The organism is Candidatus Accumulibacter meliphilus (assembly GCF_036625345.1).
Taxonomy (GTDB): domain Bacteria; phylum Pseudomonadota; class Gammaproteobacteria; order Burkholderiales; family Rhodocyclaceae; genus Accumulibacter; species Accumulibacter meliphilus.
Map to the genome: position 1 here is coordinate 354,141 of NZ_JAZKTZ010000002.1, position 14,495 is coordinate 368,635.

At 61.7% G+C, this 14,495-nt stretch carries 11 protein-coding genes; all 11 read left to right on the plus strand.

Features of this window, described 5'->3' with window-relative positions; translation table 11 throughout:
* Positions 1–23: 23 nt before the first annotated feature.
* Positions 24–1,067 carry an HpcH/HpaI aldolase/citrate lyase family protein gene (locus V5B40_RS05130; protein WP_332353516.1) on the plus strand — a complete coding sequence of 348 codons (1,044 nt, stop codon included), beginning with the start codon at positions 24–26 and terminating at the stop codon, positions 1,065–1,067.
* 33 nt (positions 1,068–1,100) lie between these two features.
* Entirely contained in the window at positions 1,101–2,180 is a 1,080-nt protein-coding gene (locus V5B40_RS05135) for a MaoC family dehydratase (protein ID WP_332353517.1), read from the plus strand.
* A gap of 258 nt (positions 2,181–2,438) precedes the next feature.
* Positions 2,439–3,035 (plus strand): 2-oxoacid:acceptor oxidoreductase family protein, encoded by a 597-nt coding sequence (locus V5B40_RS05140; protein WP_332353518.1) that lies wholly within the window; start codon positions 2,439–2,441, stop codon positions 3,033–3,035.
* Entirely contained in the window at positions 3,028–4,281 is a 1,254-nt protein-coding gene (gene porA, locus V5B40_RS05145; protein ID WP_332353519.1) for a pyruvate ferredoxin oxidoreductase, read from the plus strand. Before V5B40_RS05140 ends, porA begins: the two co-directional genes overlap by 8 nt.
* 11 nt (positions 4,282–4,292) lie before the next feature.
* Complete coding sequence (locus tag V5B40_RS05150; protein ID WP_332353520.1) at positions 4,293–5,306, plus strand: thiamine pyrophosphate-dependent enzyme; 1,014 nt, start codon at positions 4,293–4,295, stop codon at positions 5,304–5,306.
* The gene (locus V5B40_RS05155) at positions 5,306–6,928 is read left to right on the plus strand and encodes an NAD(P)-binding protein (RefSeq protein WP_332353521.1); all 1,623 of its coding nucleotides are present in this window, start codon (positions 5,306–5,308) and stop codon (positions 6,926–6,928) included. Before V5B40_RS05150 ends, V5B40_RS05155 begins: the two co-directional genes overlap by 1 nt.
* A gap of 160 nt (positions 6,929–7,088) precedes the next feature.
* A complete protein-coding gene (gene ppdK, locus V5B40_RS05160; RefSeq protein WP_332353522.1) occupies positions 7,089–9,821 on the plus strand; it encodes a pyruvate, phosphate dikinase in 2,733 nt (910 codons plus the stop codon).
* A 260-nt stretch (positions 9,822–10,081) separates the two neighbouring features.
* Positions 10,082–11,194: a tRNA guanosine(34) transglycosylase Tgt gene (tgt, locus tag V5B40_RS05165; protein WP_332353523.1), complete on the plus strand. Its 1,113-nt coding sequence runs from the start codon at positions 10,082–10,084 to the stop codon at positions 11,192–11,194.
* A 51-nt stretch (positions 11,195–11,245) separates the two neighbouring features.
* Positions 11,246–11,572, plus strand: coding sequence for a preprotein translocase subunit YajC (gene yajC / locus V5B40_RS05170; protein WP_332353524.1), 327 nt, complete (start codon positions 11,246–11,248; stop codon positions 11,570–11,572).
* A gap of 62 nt (positions 11,573–11,634) precedes the next feature.
* Positions 11,635–13,515, plus strand: coding sequence for a protein translocase subunit SecD (gene secD / locus V5B40_RS05175; protein ID WP_332353525.1), 1,881 nt, complete (start codon positions 11,635–11,637; stop codon positions 13,513–13,515).
* A 12-nt stretch (positions 13,516–13,527) separates the two neighbouring features.
* A complete protein-coding gene (secF, locus tag V5B40_RS05180; RefSeq protein ID WP_332353526.1) occupies positions 13,528–14,472 on the plus strand; it encodes a protein translocase subunit SecF in 945 nt (314 codons plus the stop codon).
* The last annotated feature ends 23 nt before the right edge of the window (positions 14,473–14,495 follow it).

Below are 14,495 nucleotides of genomic sequence, written 5' to 3' on the forward strand. Positions count from 1 at the left end.
TTCTTTCACCAGGGGATAACGCCATGAAGCTACCCGTCCATTTCTACAAGCCGCTCGCCATTGGCGCGCCACCACCCCTGCGCGAATTGCCGGTGCGGCCCGAGCGAATGATCCATTTCTTCCCACCGCACATCGAAAAAATCCGTGCCAAAGTGCCGGAAACGGCCAGGAGATGCGATGTGATGTGCGGCAACCTCGAGGACGCGATCCCGATCGAGTCCAAAGAGGCCGCCCGTGCCGGCTTCATCGAAGTTCTCGAGAACAACGACTTCGGCGACACGGGCATGTGGGTGCGCATCAACGCCCTGAACAGCCCCTGGGTTCTCGACGACCTCAGCGAAATCATCAAACATGTCGGCAACAAGCTCGACGTAATCATGATTCCCAAAGTCGAGGGGCCGTGGGATGTTCACTTCGTCGATCAGTACGTCGCTCTGCTCGAGGCGAAGTACGCGATCCGCAAGCCGATTCTGCTGCACGCCCTGCTCGAAACCGCGCAGGGGGTGACCAACGTCGAGGCGATCTGTGGCGCCAGTCCGCGCATGCACGGCCTGAGCCTCGGCCCGGCCGACCTGGCCGCTTCGCGCGGCATGAAGACCACCCGCGTCGGTGGCGGACACCCCGGTTACGGCGTTCTCGCCGACGCGCAGGAAGGCCAGGAACAGCGCGCTTTCTTTCAGCAGGATCTGTGGCATTACACGGTGGCGCGCATGGTCGATGCGGCCGTGGCACACGGCCTGCACTCCTTCTACGGCCCGTTCGGCGACCTCAAGGACGAAGCGGCCTGCGAAGCGCAGTTCCGCAATGCTTTCCTGATGGGCTGCTCCGGCGCCTGGTCCCTGGCACCGAACCAGATTGCCATTGCCAAGCGCGTCTTCAGCCCCGACGTCAAGGAAGTCCTGTTCGCCAAACGCATCCTGGAAGCGATGCCCGATGGCAGCGGGGTAGCGACCATCGACGGCAAGATGCAGGACGACGCGACCTGGAAACAGGCGCGGGTGATCGTCGATCTGGCGAGCCTGGTGGCCAGGCGAGATCCGGACCTGGCGGCAGCCTATGGGCTATAGCGCGGCAATCGACAACAGCAGAGAGAAAAGAAAATGAGCGAGAAAACCAGATGGGGCAATTTCTTCGAGGACTTTAGCGTCGGCCAGACCATCGTCCATGCGACGCCGCGGACAATCACCGAAGGTGACGTGGCCCTATACACAGCGCTGACCGGCTCGCGCTTTGCCCTGACCTCGGCCGACACCTTCGCGCACAGCCTGTCCTTCCTACGTTCCCCGGTGGACAATCTCTTGGCCTTCAACGTGGTTTTTGGCAAGACGGTGCCCGATATCTCGCTCAATGCCATTGCCAACCTCGGCTACGCCGCTGGGCGCTTTGGCCACCGCGTCTATCCGGGAGACACGCTCACCGCCGATTCGACGGTGATCGGACTGAAGGAGAACCGCGACGGCAAGACAGGCATCGTCTACGTGCGCTCATGCGGCGTCAATCAGCGTGGCCAAATTGCCCTCGACTACTGCCGTTGGGTCATGGTTCGCAAGCGCGACCCGGCGTCACCGGCGCCCGAAACGGTCATTCCCGAGCTACACGATGCCGTGCCGGCAAGCGACCTGGTCATCCCGCCCGGAATCAGGGTGGAAGGCTACGACACCGCCCTCTCCGGCAGTACCGATCTATGGGACGACTATCGGGTCGGGGAAAGAATCGATCATCTCGACGGGATGACCATCGAAGAAAGCGAGCACATGATGGCCACCCGCCTGTACCAGAACACGGCGCGGGTACACTTCAACCAGCACGCGGAACAGAGCGGACGCTTCGGACGCCGCATCGTCTATGGTGGCTACATCATCAGCTTGGCGCGCTCGCTGTCGTTCAACGGCCTGGCCAATGCCTTCAGCATCGTGGCGATCAACGCCGGCAGGCATGTCGCGCCAGCATTCGCCGGCGATACGGTATACGCGTGGTCGGAAATCATCGAACAGATGTCCTTGCCTGGCCGCCATGACCTGGGCGCATTGCGCGTGCGTACGGTGGCGACCAAGGACCGTCGCTGCGCCGACTTCCCATACAAGCAGGCCGACGGTTCCTACGATCCAAGCGTCCTCCTGGATTTCGACTATACGGTCCTGATGCCGAAAAGACCGGGGAGTAGCCCACCGCCGGCATGAGCACTGACCAGCAGGCGGGTGGCATCGCCGCCGCCCGCATCGGCAGCACCAGCGCCAGCACCGGACCAAGCGGCTGCAAAAAGGCGGCGAGCGAACAAATGCTGCCTAGCGGAGGCCGATTCTGACGGCTTTCCGGAAAAGCACGGCAGCCGGCGATCCAGATCAAGGTCGATGTTTTCAATGAACTCGAACTGAGCTATGCTGCGCAAACTTCAAAACGACACCGATGTACAACCGAAGTTCAACACTGGAGGAAACATGTTCCAAGTCCGAATACATGGTCGCGGTGGCCAGGGCGTGGTTACCGCTGCCGAGATGTTGTCGATTGCCGCATTCGAGGAAGGCCGCCATGCACAGGCTTTTCCGAGCTTCGGATCGGAGCGCACCGGCGCCCCGGTAGTCGCTTTTTGCCGTATCGCTGACCAGGAGATCCGGCTGCGTGAGCCAATCATGGAGCCCGATGCCCTGATCATTCAGGATCCGACCCTGCTCTTCCAGGTGGATGTCTTCTCCGGCTTGAAGAAAGGCGGCTATATCCTGATCAATACCAGTCGCAGCTTTACCGAGTTGGGCCTTGCCGATTTTGTCCGTGACTGGCCGGCAGACCGGCTGCTCACCGTCCCGGCCACCGATCTCAGTCGCAAGCACGTCGGCCGGCCAATGCCCAATGTTCCCTTGCTGGCCGGATTCGCCGCCGCCTCCGGAATCATCCGCCTGGAGTCGGTGATCAAGGCCATCAATACCAAGTTCTCGGAGAAGATCGCCAGCAACAACATCGCCGCCGCCAGCGAGGCTTATCAGTTCGTCCTTGACGAGGTTGCCGGGGCAAGTCACGAGGAGGCCGCACATGCTTAAACAGACTGAAGGTTCACACGCGGTTGCCGAAGCAGTCGGCCTTTGCCGGCCCGAAGTCATTTGCGCCTACCCGATTTCACCCCAGACACACATCGTCGAAGGCCTTGGTGAAATGGTCAAGGCCGGCGAAGTCACCGACTGCGAGTTCATCAACGTCGAATCGGAGTTCGCGGCCATGAGCGTCGCCATCGGTTCGTCGGCGACCGGTGCCCGCACCTATACCGCCACCGCGTCACAGGGCATTCTGTTCATGTGCGAGGCGGTGTATAACGCTTCCGGCCTCGGCCTGCCGATCGTCATGACCGTCGCCAACCGTGCCATCGGAGCACCGATCAACATCTGGAACGACCATACCGATGCGCTCTCGCAACGCGACAGCGGCTGGATCCAGCTCTTTGCCGAGACCAACCAGGAAGCGCTCGATCTGCACATTCTGGCTTTCAAACTCGCTGAGGAAGTCAGCCTGCCGGTAATGGTCTGCATGGACGGCTTCATTCTCACCCATGCTTACGAGCGCGTGGACGTGCCGACTCAAGAGCAGGTCGATGCCTTCCTGCCGCCTTACGAGCCGCGCCAGGTCCTTGACCCGACCGATCCGGTGTCGATCGGGGCGATGGTCGGCCCGGAAGCTTTCTCCGAAGTGCGCTACCTGGCGCACGCCAAGCAGATGCAGGCTCTGGAACTGATCCCGAAGCTGGCCACGCAGTTCAAGACCATCTTCGGTCGCGATTCGGGTGGTCTGACCCATTCCTATCTCACCGACGATGCGGAAACCATCGTCGTCGCGATGGGTTCGATCCTGGGCACCATCAAGGATGTCGTCGACGAGATGCGCCAGGCTGGTGAGAAGATCGGCGTCCTGGGAATCATTTCCTACCGTCCTTTCCCGCTCGAAGAGGTGCGTAACGCACTGCAGAATGCTAAACGCGTCGTCGTGCTCGAAAAAAGCCTCGCCGTAGGCATCGGCGGCGTCGTGTCTACCGATGTGCGCATGGCGATGTCCGGGCTGCAACTCGAAGGACATACCGTCGTCGCCGGACTCGGCGGACGGGCGATCACCATGAAGTCGCTGCACGCGCTGTTTGCCAAAGCCGTCGCCGGTGAACTTGAGCGCCTGACCTTCCTCGATCTCGACTGGGAGGTGGTCAACAAGCAACTCGAACGCGAGCGTACGACGCGCCGTTCGGGTCCGGCAGCGGAAAGCATGCTGCGTGACGTCGGCGTCGTCGCCGCACGGATTGGCTGAGGAGAACCACGATGAGCTTTCAACCCGTCCATTTCTATCAGACCGGCACCTTCACCGTCGGCAATCGCCTCCTGGAAGCATCAGAACGCAGCGTCCAGGCCAATATTGAACGCACCAATTCGCTGAACTCCGGACACCGTGCGTGTCAGGGTTGTGGTGAAGCACTCGGCGCACGCTACGCCATCGATGCGGCGATGAATGCCGCCCGTGGCCGCCTGATTGCCGCCAATGCCACCGGCTGTCTGGAAGTCTTCTCGACCCCCTACCCCGAAACTTCGTGGCAAATCCCGTGGATTCACTCGCTCTTCGGTAATACCGCGGCCGTTGCCACCGGCATTGCCGCCGCGATCAAGGTGAAAAAACAGAAAGGCCAGATGGGTGACGTCCGCGTCGTCGCCCAGGGTGGCGATGGCGGCACCACCGACATCGGTTTCGGCTGCCTGTCGGGCATGTTCGAGCGCAATGACGACGTCCTGTACATCTGTTACGACAACGGTGGCTACATGAATACCGGCGTGCAGCGCAGTTCGGCAACGCCACCGGCAGCGCGCACGGCGACGACCATGCCGGTCGGCCCCGAACCGGGCAACCAGTTCGGCCAGGGCAAGTTCCTCCCGGCGATCGCCATGGCCCACGAAATTCCTTACGTCGCGACGGCCACCGTCGCCGACCTGCGTGATCTGGAATACAAGGTCACCAAGGCCATGGGCATGCGTGGGGCGCGCTACATCCACATTCTCGTCCCCTGTCCGCTGGGCTGGGGCGCGGCTTCGGAAGACACCATTCTGCTGGCGCGCCTGGCCAAGGAAACCGGCATTTTTCCGGTCTTCGAAGCGGAGAACGGCGAGCTTACCGGCAACCTGAAGATCCGCAGAAAGCAGCCGGTTGAGGAATACCTCAAGCGGCAGAAGCGCTATGCGCACCTCTTCGGCAAGAAGCCGGCAGTGGCAACGATCGCCCGCCTGCAAGCGGCGGCAGACAAGAACATTCGCAAATACGGACTGCTCGACCAGGAGGCGAACTGATGGAAAAACCCTTTGCCATTACCCTAGACCCCGGCTCCTCGCTGGCCAACCACACCGGCTCGTGGCGTACTTCGCGGCCGGTCTATATCGACCGCTTGCCCCCCTGCAACAAGCAATGTCCCGCTGGTGAGGACATCCAGGGCTGGCTGTTTCATGCCGAATCCGGCGACTATGAAAGCGCCTGGCGGCACCTGACCAAAGACAACCCTTTCCCGGCGATCATGGGACGCGTTTGTTACCACAGCTGCGAAAGTGTCTGCAACCGCGGCCAGATCGACGAGCCGGTGGGCATCAATTCGGTCGAGCGCTTTCTCGGCGACGAAGCGCTCAAGCTCGGCTGGAAACTCACCCCACCGAGCAGCGAGTCGGGCAAGAATGTGTTGGTCGTCGGTGCCGGTCCGTCCGGCATGTCGGCGGCCTACCACCTGCGCCGCCTCGGCCATAGCGTCACGGTGTACGAGGCGGGACCGCTGCTCGGCGGCATGATGCGCTTCGGGATCCCGAAATACCGCCTGCCGCGCGATATTCTCGAGGCAGAAATGCAGCGCGTCGTGGAACTTGGCGTCAAGGTGAATCTGAACACCAAAGTCGATAACATTCTCAACACCATGGCCGACGGCAAGTTCGACGCCGCCTTCCTGGCCGTTGGTGCGCACATCGGCAAACGTGCCCGCATCCCGGCTGGCGACGCGGCGAAAATCGTCGACGCCATCTCGCTGCTACGCAGCATGGAGGGCGAAGAGAAGCCGATGCTCGGTCGCCGCGTCGTCGTCTATGGCGGGGGCAATACCGCTATCGACGTGGCGCGTACCGCCAAGCGCATGGGCGCCGAGCCCTTGATCGTCTATCGCCGCACACGCGCGGCAATGCCGGCCCATGACTTCGAGATGGAAGAAGCCCTTCAGGAAGGGATCATGGTCAAGTGGCTGTCGACCATCACCCAGGCCGACGAGTCATCCCTGACCATCGAAAAAATGGCTCTGGACGAGACCGGCTTCCCGCAGCCGACCGGCGAGTTCGAGACCATCGAGGCCGATTCACTGGTCCTGGCGCTGGGACAGGATGTCGATCTCGGACTCCTCGAAGGCGTTCCCGGCCTGGAGGTCAAAGACGGCGTAGTCAAAGTCGCGCCGAACATGATGACCGGTCATCCGGGAATTTTCGCAGGTGGCGACATGGTTCCCGCGGAGCGCAACGTCACCGTCGGCATCGGTCACGGCAAGCAGGCGGCGCGGCATATCGACGCCTGGTTGCGCGGCGAGCAGCACGTTCCGGCAGTGCAGCACGAAGTGGCCAACTTCGAGAAACTCAACACCTGGTATTACGCCGACGCACCGAAAACCGTGCGCCCGATGCTGGACATCATTCGTCGCCAGTCGACTTTCGATGAAGTCCAGGGCGGCCTGGACGAGAGCACGGCGCTGTTCGAAGCCCGCCGCTGCCTGTCCTGCGGCAACTGCTTCGAATGCGACAACTGCTACGGCGTCTGCCCGGACAATGCCGTCATCAAGCTCGGCCCCGGCAAGCGCTTTCAATTCAACTATGACTACTGCAAGGGCTGCGGCATGTGTGTGGCCGAATGCCCCTGCGGCGCGATCAAGATGGAGGCAGAAGAAATCTGATCGCTTGCGCTGCGCCCGTTTTCCGCTCCTGGTCCGCTTGCGGGTCGGCAGCGCTGCAATTCAGTGACCCGGCGTAAGCTGCCCGGGTCACTCACTCTAGGGCCCCTTCGAGCGAGCTGCTCGAAGCTCCTTTCCTTCTTTCCTCATACGCGAGGTATTTATGTCAACTGAAACAAAGAACGTGTACGTATTTGGTGCCAGCCGCACTGACGGTGATGCCACGATGAAGAATCTTCTCGGCGGCAAGGGCGCCAACCTGGCCGAGATGTGCCGCCTGGGAATCGTCGTTCCGCCCGGTTTGACCATCAGTACCGAAGTGTGCACGGTCTACACCGAGCAGGGCCAGGATGCTGTCGCCAAGTTGATCGATGCGGAAGTCCGTGCCAGTGTTGCCTTCATCGAAAAAGAAATGGGCAAGAAGTTCGGCGACTCCTCCGATCCGCTGCTGCTCTCCGTACGCTCGGGCTCGCGCGCCTCGATGCCGGGGATGATGGACACCATCCTCAATCTCGGCCTCAACGACGAAGCCGTCGCCGGCCTGGCCAGCAAGGCTGGCAACGAACGTTTCGCCTGGGACTCGTACCGCCGTTTCATCCAGATGTACGGCGACGTGGTGATGGGCCTCAAGCCGGTATCGAAGGAAGAGCACGACCCCTTCGAAGTGGTCATCGACGCGCTCAAGGAGCAAAAGGGCGTCGAACTCGATACCGACCTGAACACCAACGACCTGAAAGAGCTGGTGCTGCGCTTCAAGGGACTGATTCGTGCCCGCATCGGCCGCGAGTTCCCGACCGATCCGTGGGAACAACTATGGGGTTCGGTGATGGCCGTCTTCCAGAGCTGGAACAATGACCGCGCCGTCGTATACCGCGAACTCAACGACATCCCTGACGCCTGGGGAACGGCCGTCAATGTGCAGGCCATGGTTTTCGGCAACCTTGGCGACAACAGCGGTACCGGGGTGGCCTTCACACGCGATGCTGGGACCGGCGAAGACCTGTTCAACGGCGAATTCCTGATCAATGCGCAGGGTGAAGACGTCGTCGCCGGCACGCGTACGCCGCAACAGATCACTCTCGAAGGCTCGCAGCGTTGGGCACAGCTGGCGATGGTCAGCGAAGAAGATCGCCGCAGCCGCTTCCCATCGCTCGAAGAGCTGATGCCGGATATCTACAAGCAGCTGCTGGCCGCCGAAACAAAGCTCGAGGAACACTACAAGGACATGCAGGACGTCGAGTTCACCATTCAGGAAGGCCGCCTGTGGATGCTCCAGACGCGTGGCGGCAAGCGTACCGGCGCGGCCATGGTGCGCATCGCGATGGAAATGCTGCGTCAGGGCATGATCGACGAGAAGGAAGCCCTGCGGCGCGTCGGTCCGGATCGCCTCAACGAACTGCTGCACCCGGTCTTCGACCCGGCAGCGATCAAGAAGGCACGTTCCATCGCCCACGGCCTGCCGGCTTCGCCGGGCGCCGCCACCGGCCAGATCGTCTTCTTCGCCGACGAAGCCGAAGAATGGGTCCGCAAGGGCAAGGCCGTGATCCTGGTGCGTCAGGAGACCTCCCCCGAGGACCTGCGCGGCATGAGCGTCGCCACTGGCATTCTGACCGCGCGCGGCGGCATGACCTCGCACGCGGCAGTCGTCGCACGCGGCATGGGCAAGTGCTGCATCTCGGGTGCCGGCGCGGTGCGTGTCGATTACCACGCGCGGACCATGTCCGTCGGTGGTGAGACCTACAAGGAAGGCGACTGGATTTCGCTCGACGGCTCGACCGGCAATGTCTTCGAAGGCCAGGTGCCAACCAAGGAAGCCGAGCTGACCGGCGACTTTGGCGCCCTGATGGACCTCACCGACAAGTACAAGCGGCTGGGTATTCGCGCCAATGCCGACACCCCGGACGACGCCAAGGCCGCGCGCAATTTCGGCGCCAAGGGCATCGGCCTCTGCCGTACCGAGCACATGTTCTTTGAAGGCGACCGCATCAAGGCCGTCCGCGAAATGATCCTCGCCGAGGACGAAGCCGGCCGCCGCAAGGCACTGGCCAAGCTGCTGCCGATGCAGCGCGGTGACTTTGAAGGCCTGTTCCGTGAAATGAGCGGGCTGGCGGTCACCATCCGCCTGCTCGACCCGCCGCTGCACGAATTCGTCCCGCACGACGAAGCCAACCAGAAGATCATGGCCCACGAAATGAATGTGCCGCTGGGAGTGATCAAGATGCGGGTCGATGACCTGCACGAGTTCAACCCGATGATGGGTCACCGCGGCTGCCGCCTCGGCATTACCTATCCGGAAATCACCGAAATGCAGACCCGCGCGATCATCGAGGCGGCGCTCAACATGAAAGCCCAGGGATTCGACGTCAAGGCCGAGATCATGGTGCCACTGGTCGGGACGGTACGTGAATTCAACGCCCAGGCCAAGATCATCCGCAAGACCGCTGACGCCGTCTTCGCCGCGCGTGGCGAAAAGATCGACTACATGGTCGGCACGATGATCGAGACGCCACGTGCGGCCCTGATCGCCGACAGCATTGGTCAGCAAGCGGAGTTCTTCTCGTTCGGAACCAACGACCTGACGCAGATGGCGATGGGTTTCTCGCGCGATGACGCCGGCAAGTTTCTGCCGAGCTATCTGAAAGACGGCATGTACGAGCGCGATCCCTTCGAGTCGATCGACCAGAAAGGTGTTGGCCTGCTGGTCGAAATGGCCGTCGCGAAAGGTCGTGCGGCGCGCCCGGGAATCAAGCTGGGCGTCTGTGGTGAACACGGTGGCGACCCGGATTCGATCACCTTCTTCCATCGTACCGGCCTCGACTACGTCAGTTGCTCGCCTTTCCGCGTGCCGATTGCCCGCCTGGCAGCGGCGCGAGCGGCCATCGACGACGCCAGCTGAGCTGAGCAGCCACTCATCCGACAGTCTTCGTTCCCGGTTCCCCTGCGCAGCGACATCGCCAGGTTCCGGGCTCGAAGGAGGTCGGATCTGTCAGTTCTTGCGACCGCCAGGGCCCCGGCCCTGGCGAGCCGTAATCGCCGACGAAAAGCACCGCCTGGCTCCCAGGCGGTGCTTTTTTATCGGGAAAGCCCTTGCCCGCATTTTTACGCCGTGACGCGCAGTGGGCTTGCCACCTCCAGTTTCCTGATGGCCTTCAATTGATGAACTTCGAACTTCTCGCCGCCGACGGCGCAGCCCGTCGAGGCCGCATCAGCCTCGCCCATGGCATCGTCGAAACCCCCACCTTCATGCCGGTTGGCACTTACGGGACGGTCAAGGCGATGACCCCGCGCGACCTGATCGAAAGCGGCGCGCAGATCTGTCTCGGCAACACCTTCCACCTTTGGTTACGACCGGGTCTGGAGGCCATTGCCGCACATCGTGGACTGCACCGCTTCATGTCCTGGGATGGACCGATTCTCACGGATTCGGGCGGTTTTCAGGTTTTTTCGCTCGGCGCACTGCGCAAGATCACGGAAGAAGGAGTCACCTTCCAGTCGCCGATCAACGGCGACCGGCTTTTTCTGACGCCTGAGGAGTCGATGCGCATCCAGCATGTGCTCGATTCGGACATCGTCATGATTCTCGACGAATGCACGCCCTACCCCGCCAGCCACGGCGAAGCCGCTACCTCGATGCAGCTTTCGCTACGCTGGGCGCAGCGCTCGCGTGCCGCGCACGAGCGGCTCGCCAATCACAACGCCCTGTTCGGGATCGTTCAGGGCGGCATGTACGAGGACCTCCGCGACGAGTCGCTGGCAGGGCTCGCCGAAATCGGCTTCGATGGTTACGCCATCGGTGGCCTGTCGGTCGGTGAGCCAAAAGACGACATGGCGAGAATCCTCGCCCACACCGCGCCACGCCTGCCAGGCGACAAACCGCGCTACCTGATGGGTGTCGGAACGCCCGAGGATCTGGTGGCCGCGGTGCAGGTGGGCATCGACATGTTTGACTGCGTGCTGCCGACGCGCAACGCACGCAACGGTCATTTCTTTACCCGACACGGTGACGTCCGGATCAGAAACGCCAAGCACAAGACAGACCCTCAGCCGCTCGACGACAGCTGCGACTGTTATACCTGTCAGAACTTTTCGCGCGCCTACCTGCATCACCTGCACCGCGTTGGCGAAATCCTCGGCGCGCAACTCGGCACCATGCACAACCTGCACTATTATCACCAGCTGATGCATGAACTGCGCACGGCGATTGCTGCCGGCACGCTCGCCGAAACGGTGCGCAGCTTCCACAGCCGCCGCCGTCGGCAGCCGGAATGATAGTGCTATAATTGCGGGTTCAATTTAAACCTTCCATTCTAGGAGACTGATGTGCTAATCAGTACCGCCCACGCCCAAACCGCTGCCGCTGCCGACCCAACGGGTGGCTTCATGCAGCTCCTGCCGATCATTTTGATGTTCATCGTCCTCTACTTCCTGATGATCCGGCCACAGATGAAGCGCACCAAGGAACACAAGGCGCTGGTCGAAGCCCTTGCCAAAGGCGATGAAGTAGTCACCGGTGGCGGCATTGCCGGCCGCATTACCAAGGTCGGCGAGAATTTTATCGCCATCGAGGTTGCCACCGCCGTCGAAATCCAGGTCCAGAAACAGGCGGTCACGCTGCTTCTGCCAAAAGGCACGCTGAAGGCACTCTAACCACCAGCCGGGCGCCTGCCTCCGGGCAGCGCTCGCGTCCTCTGACGGCACAAAAAGTATTCATGAATCGCTATCCGCTCTGGAAGTACGTCCTCGTCGGCCTGGCACTGCTGTTCGGCCTGATCTACACCTTGCCCAACTTCTTTGGCGAATCGCCTGCGGTGCAGGTTTCAAGCGCCAAGGCGACGCTGAAGATCGACAACAGCACCCGTGAACGCGTCGCCAGCACTCTGCAGGCAGCCGGGATAGCGAACAGTGGCCTCTTTCTCGACAGCAATGGCGTCAAGGTTCGCCTGTTGAGCAACGATACGCAGCTGCAGGCAAAGGATGTCCTGGAGAAGCAATTCAACCCGGACAGTAGCAACCCGCAATACGTCATCGCCCTGAATCTCCTGTCGAGTTCGCCGCAATGGCTGACCAGGCTGCACGCGCTGCCGATGTACCTCGGCCTCGACCTGCGTGGCGGCGTACATTTCCTGCTGCAGGTGGACATGCCGGGCGCGCTGACCAAACGCCTGGACTCGCTCGGCGCTGACCTGCGCACCCTGCTGCGCGACAAGAATGTCCGCCACGCCGGCATCGACCGCCAGGGCGAGCGCATCGTGATCCGCTTTCGTGACCAGGAGAAGCGCAACCAGGGTCGCTTGACGCTCGAGGAGAACCAGCCCGATCTGCTCCTCCTTGATCAGGGCGAAGACAGCGACCTCAAGCTGGTCGCCAGCCTGCGCCCGGAAGCCATCAAGCGCCTACAGGATTTCGCGCTCAAGCAGAACATCACCACCCTGAACAACCGCATCAACGAACTCGGTGTTGCCGAGCCGGTGATTGCCCAGCAAGGCGCTGATCGCATCGTCGTGCAGTTGCCGGGCGTGCAGGACACCGCCAAGGCCAAGGACATCCTCGGGCGCACCGCGACGCTGGAAATTCGCATGGTCGAGGAAACGCCAGGTGCCGTCGAAGCGGCGCTGGCTGGCCAGGTACCCTTCGGCAGCGAGCTCTATGTCGAGCGCGACGGCGCACCGCTGCTGGTCAAGAAGCAGGTGGTGCTCACCGGCGACCGCCTGACCGACGCCCAACCCGGTTTTGACGGTCAGACCAACGAAGCGGCGGTGCACCTGACGCTCGACTCGCCGGGTGCGCGCATTTTCAAGGACATCACCCGCGACAACGTCGGCAAGAGAATGGCCATCCTGCTGATCGAGAAAGGCAAGGGCGAAGTGGTCACTGCACCGGTCATTCGGGCAGAGATTGGTGGTGGTCGGGTGCAGATTTCAGGCCGCATGACGACCACCGAAGCCAACGATACGGCGCTGCTGCTGCGCGCCGGTTCGCTGGCCGCGCCCATGGAAATCATCGAAGAACGCACCATTGGTCCCAGTCTTGGTGCCGAAAACATCGCCAAGGGCTTCCAGTCAACGATGTGGGGCTTCGCCGCCATCGCCGTCTTCATGATCGCCTACTACCGCTTGTTCGGCCTAGTGTCAGTCATCGCCCTGGCCTCCAACCTGCTGTTGCTGGTCGCCCTGCTCTCCTTGCTGCAGGCAACCCTAACCTTGCCGGGTATCGCGGCCATCGCGCTGACCCTGGGCATGGCCATCGACGCCAACGTGCTGATCAACGAACGCATCCGCGAAGAACTGCGCAATGGTTCATCGCCGCAAGCAGCGATCCACACCGGTTATGAACGCGCCTTCGGCACCATTCTTGATTCCAACGTCACGACTCTCATTGCCGGCCTGGCGCTATTGATGTTTGGCTCCGGCCCGGTACGCGGCTTCGCGGTGGTGCACTGCCTTGGCATCATGACTTCGCTGTTCTCGGCAGTGGTCGTCTCGCGCGCAATGGTCAACCTGATCTATGGCCGGCGCCGCAAGGTCGAAACATTGGCCATCGGCCAGGTGGACTGGAAACCGGCCAGCGCCGGCTCGGCCGCCGTCAAATAGGGACGCACCAGCATGGAATTCTTCCGAATCAGCAAAGACATCCCGTTCATGCGCCATGCGCTGGTGTTCAACGTCATCTCGTTGCTCACTTTCCTGCTGGCGGTGACCTTTCTTTTCACCCGCGGTCTGCATCTCTCGGTGGAGTTCACCGGCGGAACGCTGATCGAGCTCCACTACACGCAGACGGCGGACCTCGAAAAAATCCGCGACGGGCTCGGCAAAGCGGGCTATACCGACCTCTCCGTACAGCACTTCGGGTCCAGCCAGGACGTCTTGGTCCGCCTGCCTCTGAAGGCCGATCAGAACACGGCCAGCATCGGTCAGTCGGTCATCGAAGCGCTCGCCGTTGAAGCGCCTGGCGCCACGCTGCGCCGCGTCGAATTCGTTGGCCCGCAGGTCGGTAGGGAACTGGCCGAAAACGGCGCCCTGGCGCTGCTGGTGGTGATCATCGGCATCGTCCTCTACCTGTCGTTTCGTTTCGAGTGGCGATTCTCGATATCGGCGATCATCGCCAACCTGCACGATGTGATCATCATTCTTGGCTTCTTCGCTTTCTTCCAGTGGGAATTCTCACTTTCCGTGCTGGCGGCAGTCCTCGCCGTGCTCGGCTACTCGGTCAACGAGTCAGTGGTCGTTTTCGACCGTGTCCGCGAGACTTTCAAGAAAGTGCGTGGCCTGAGCACGCCGCAAGTCCTCGACCACGCAATCACCAGCACCATCTCGCGCACCGTGATCACCCACGGATCAACGCAGGTCATGGTTCTGTCGATGTTGATCTTCGGTGGCGAGACCCTCTATTACTTCTCGCTGGCGCTGACCATCGGCATCTGTTTCGGGATCTACTCCTCGGTTCTCGTCGCCAGCCCGCTGGTGATGTGGCTCGGCGTCTCACGCGAGCAGTTCGTCAAGCCGAAAAGGAAAATCGAAGGCGCCAACGAGGACGGCGCCGTCGTCTGAAGTGTGGAGTGTGGAGTGTGAAT

What these genes read in the sequence shown, in the direction of transcription:
- V5B40_RS05130 (WP_332353516.1), top strand. Translation starts at nt 24, where the DNA reads ATGAAGCTACCCGTCCATTTCTACAAGCCGCTCGCCATTGGCGCGCCA.
- V5B40_RS05135 (WP_332353517.1), top strand. Translation starts at nt 1,101, where the DNA reads ATGAGCGAGAAAACCAGATGGGGCAATTTCTTCGAGGACTTTAGCGTC.
- V5B40_RS05140 (WP_332353518.1), top strand. Translation starts at nt 2,439, where the DNA reads ATGTTCCAAGTCCGAATACATGGTCGCGGTGGCCAGGGCGTGGTTACC.
- porA (WP_332353519.1), top strand. Translation starts at nt 3,028, where the DNA reads ATGCTTAAACAGACTGAAGGTTCACACGCGGTTGCCGAAGCAGTCGGC.
- V5B40_RS05150 (WP_332353520.1), top strand. Translation starts at nt 4,293, where the DNA reads ATGAGCTTTCAACCCGTCCATTTCTATCAGACCGGCACCTTCACCGTC.
- V5B40_RS05155 (WP_332353521.1), top strand. Translation starts at nt 5,306, where the DNA reads ATGGAAAAACCCTTTGCCATTACCCTAGACCCCGGCTCCTCGCTGGCC.
- ppdK (WP_332353522.1), top strand. Translation starts at nt 7,089, where the DNA reads ATGTCAACTGAAACAAAGAACGTGTACGTATTTGGTGCCAGCCGCACT.
- tgt (WP_332353523.1), top strand. Translation starts at nt 10,082, where the DNA reads ATGAACTTCGAACTTCTCGCCGCCGACGGCGCAGCCCGTCGAGGCCGC.
- secD (WP_332353525.1), top strand. Translation starts at nt 11,635, where the DNA reads ATGAATCGCTATCCGCTCTGGAAGTACGTCCTCGTCGGCCTGGCACTG.
- secF (WP_332353526.1), top strand. Translation starts at nt 13,528, where the DNA reads ATGGAATTCTTCCGAATCAGCAAAGACATCCCGTTCATGCGCCATGCG.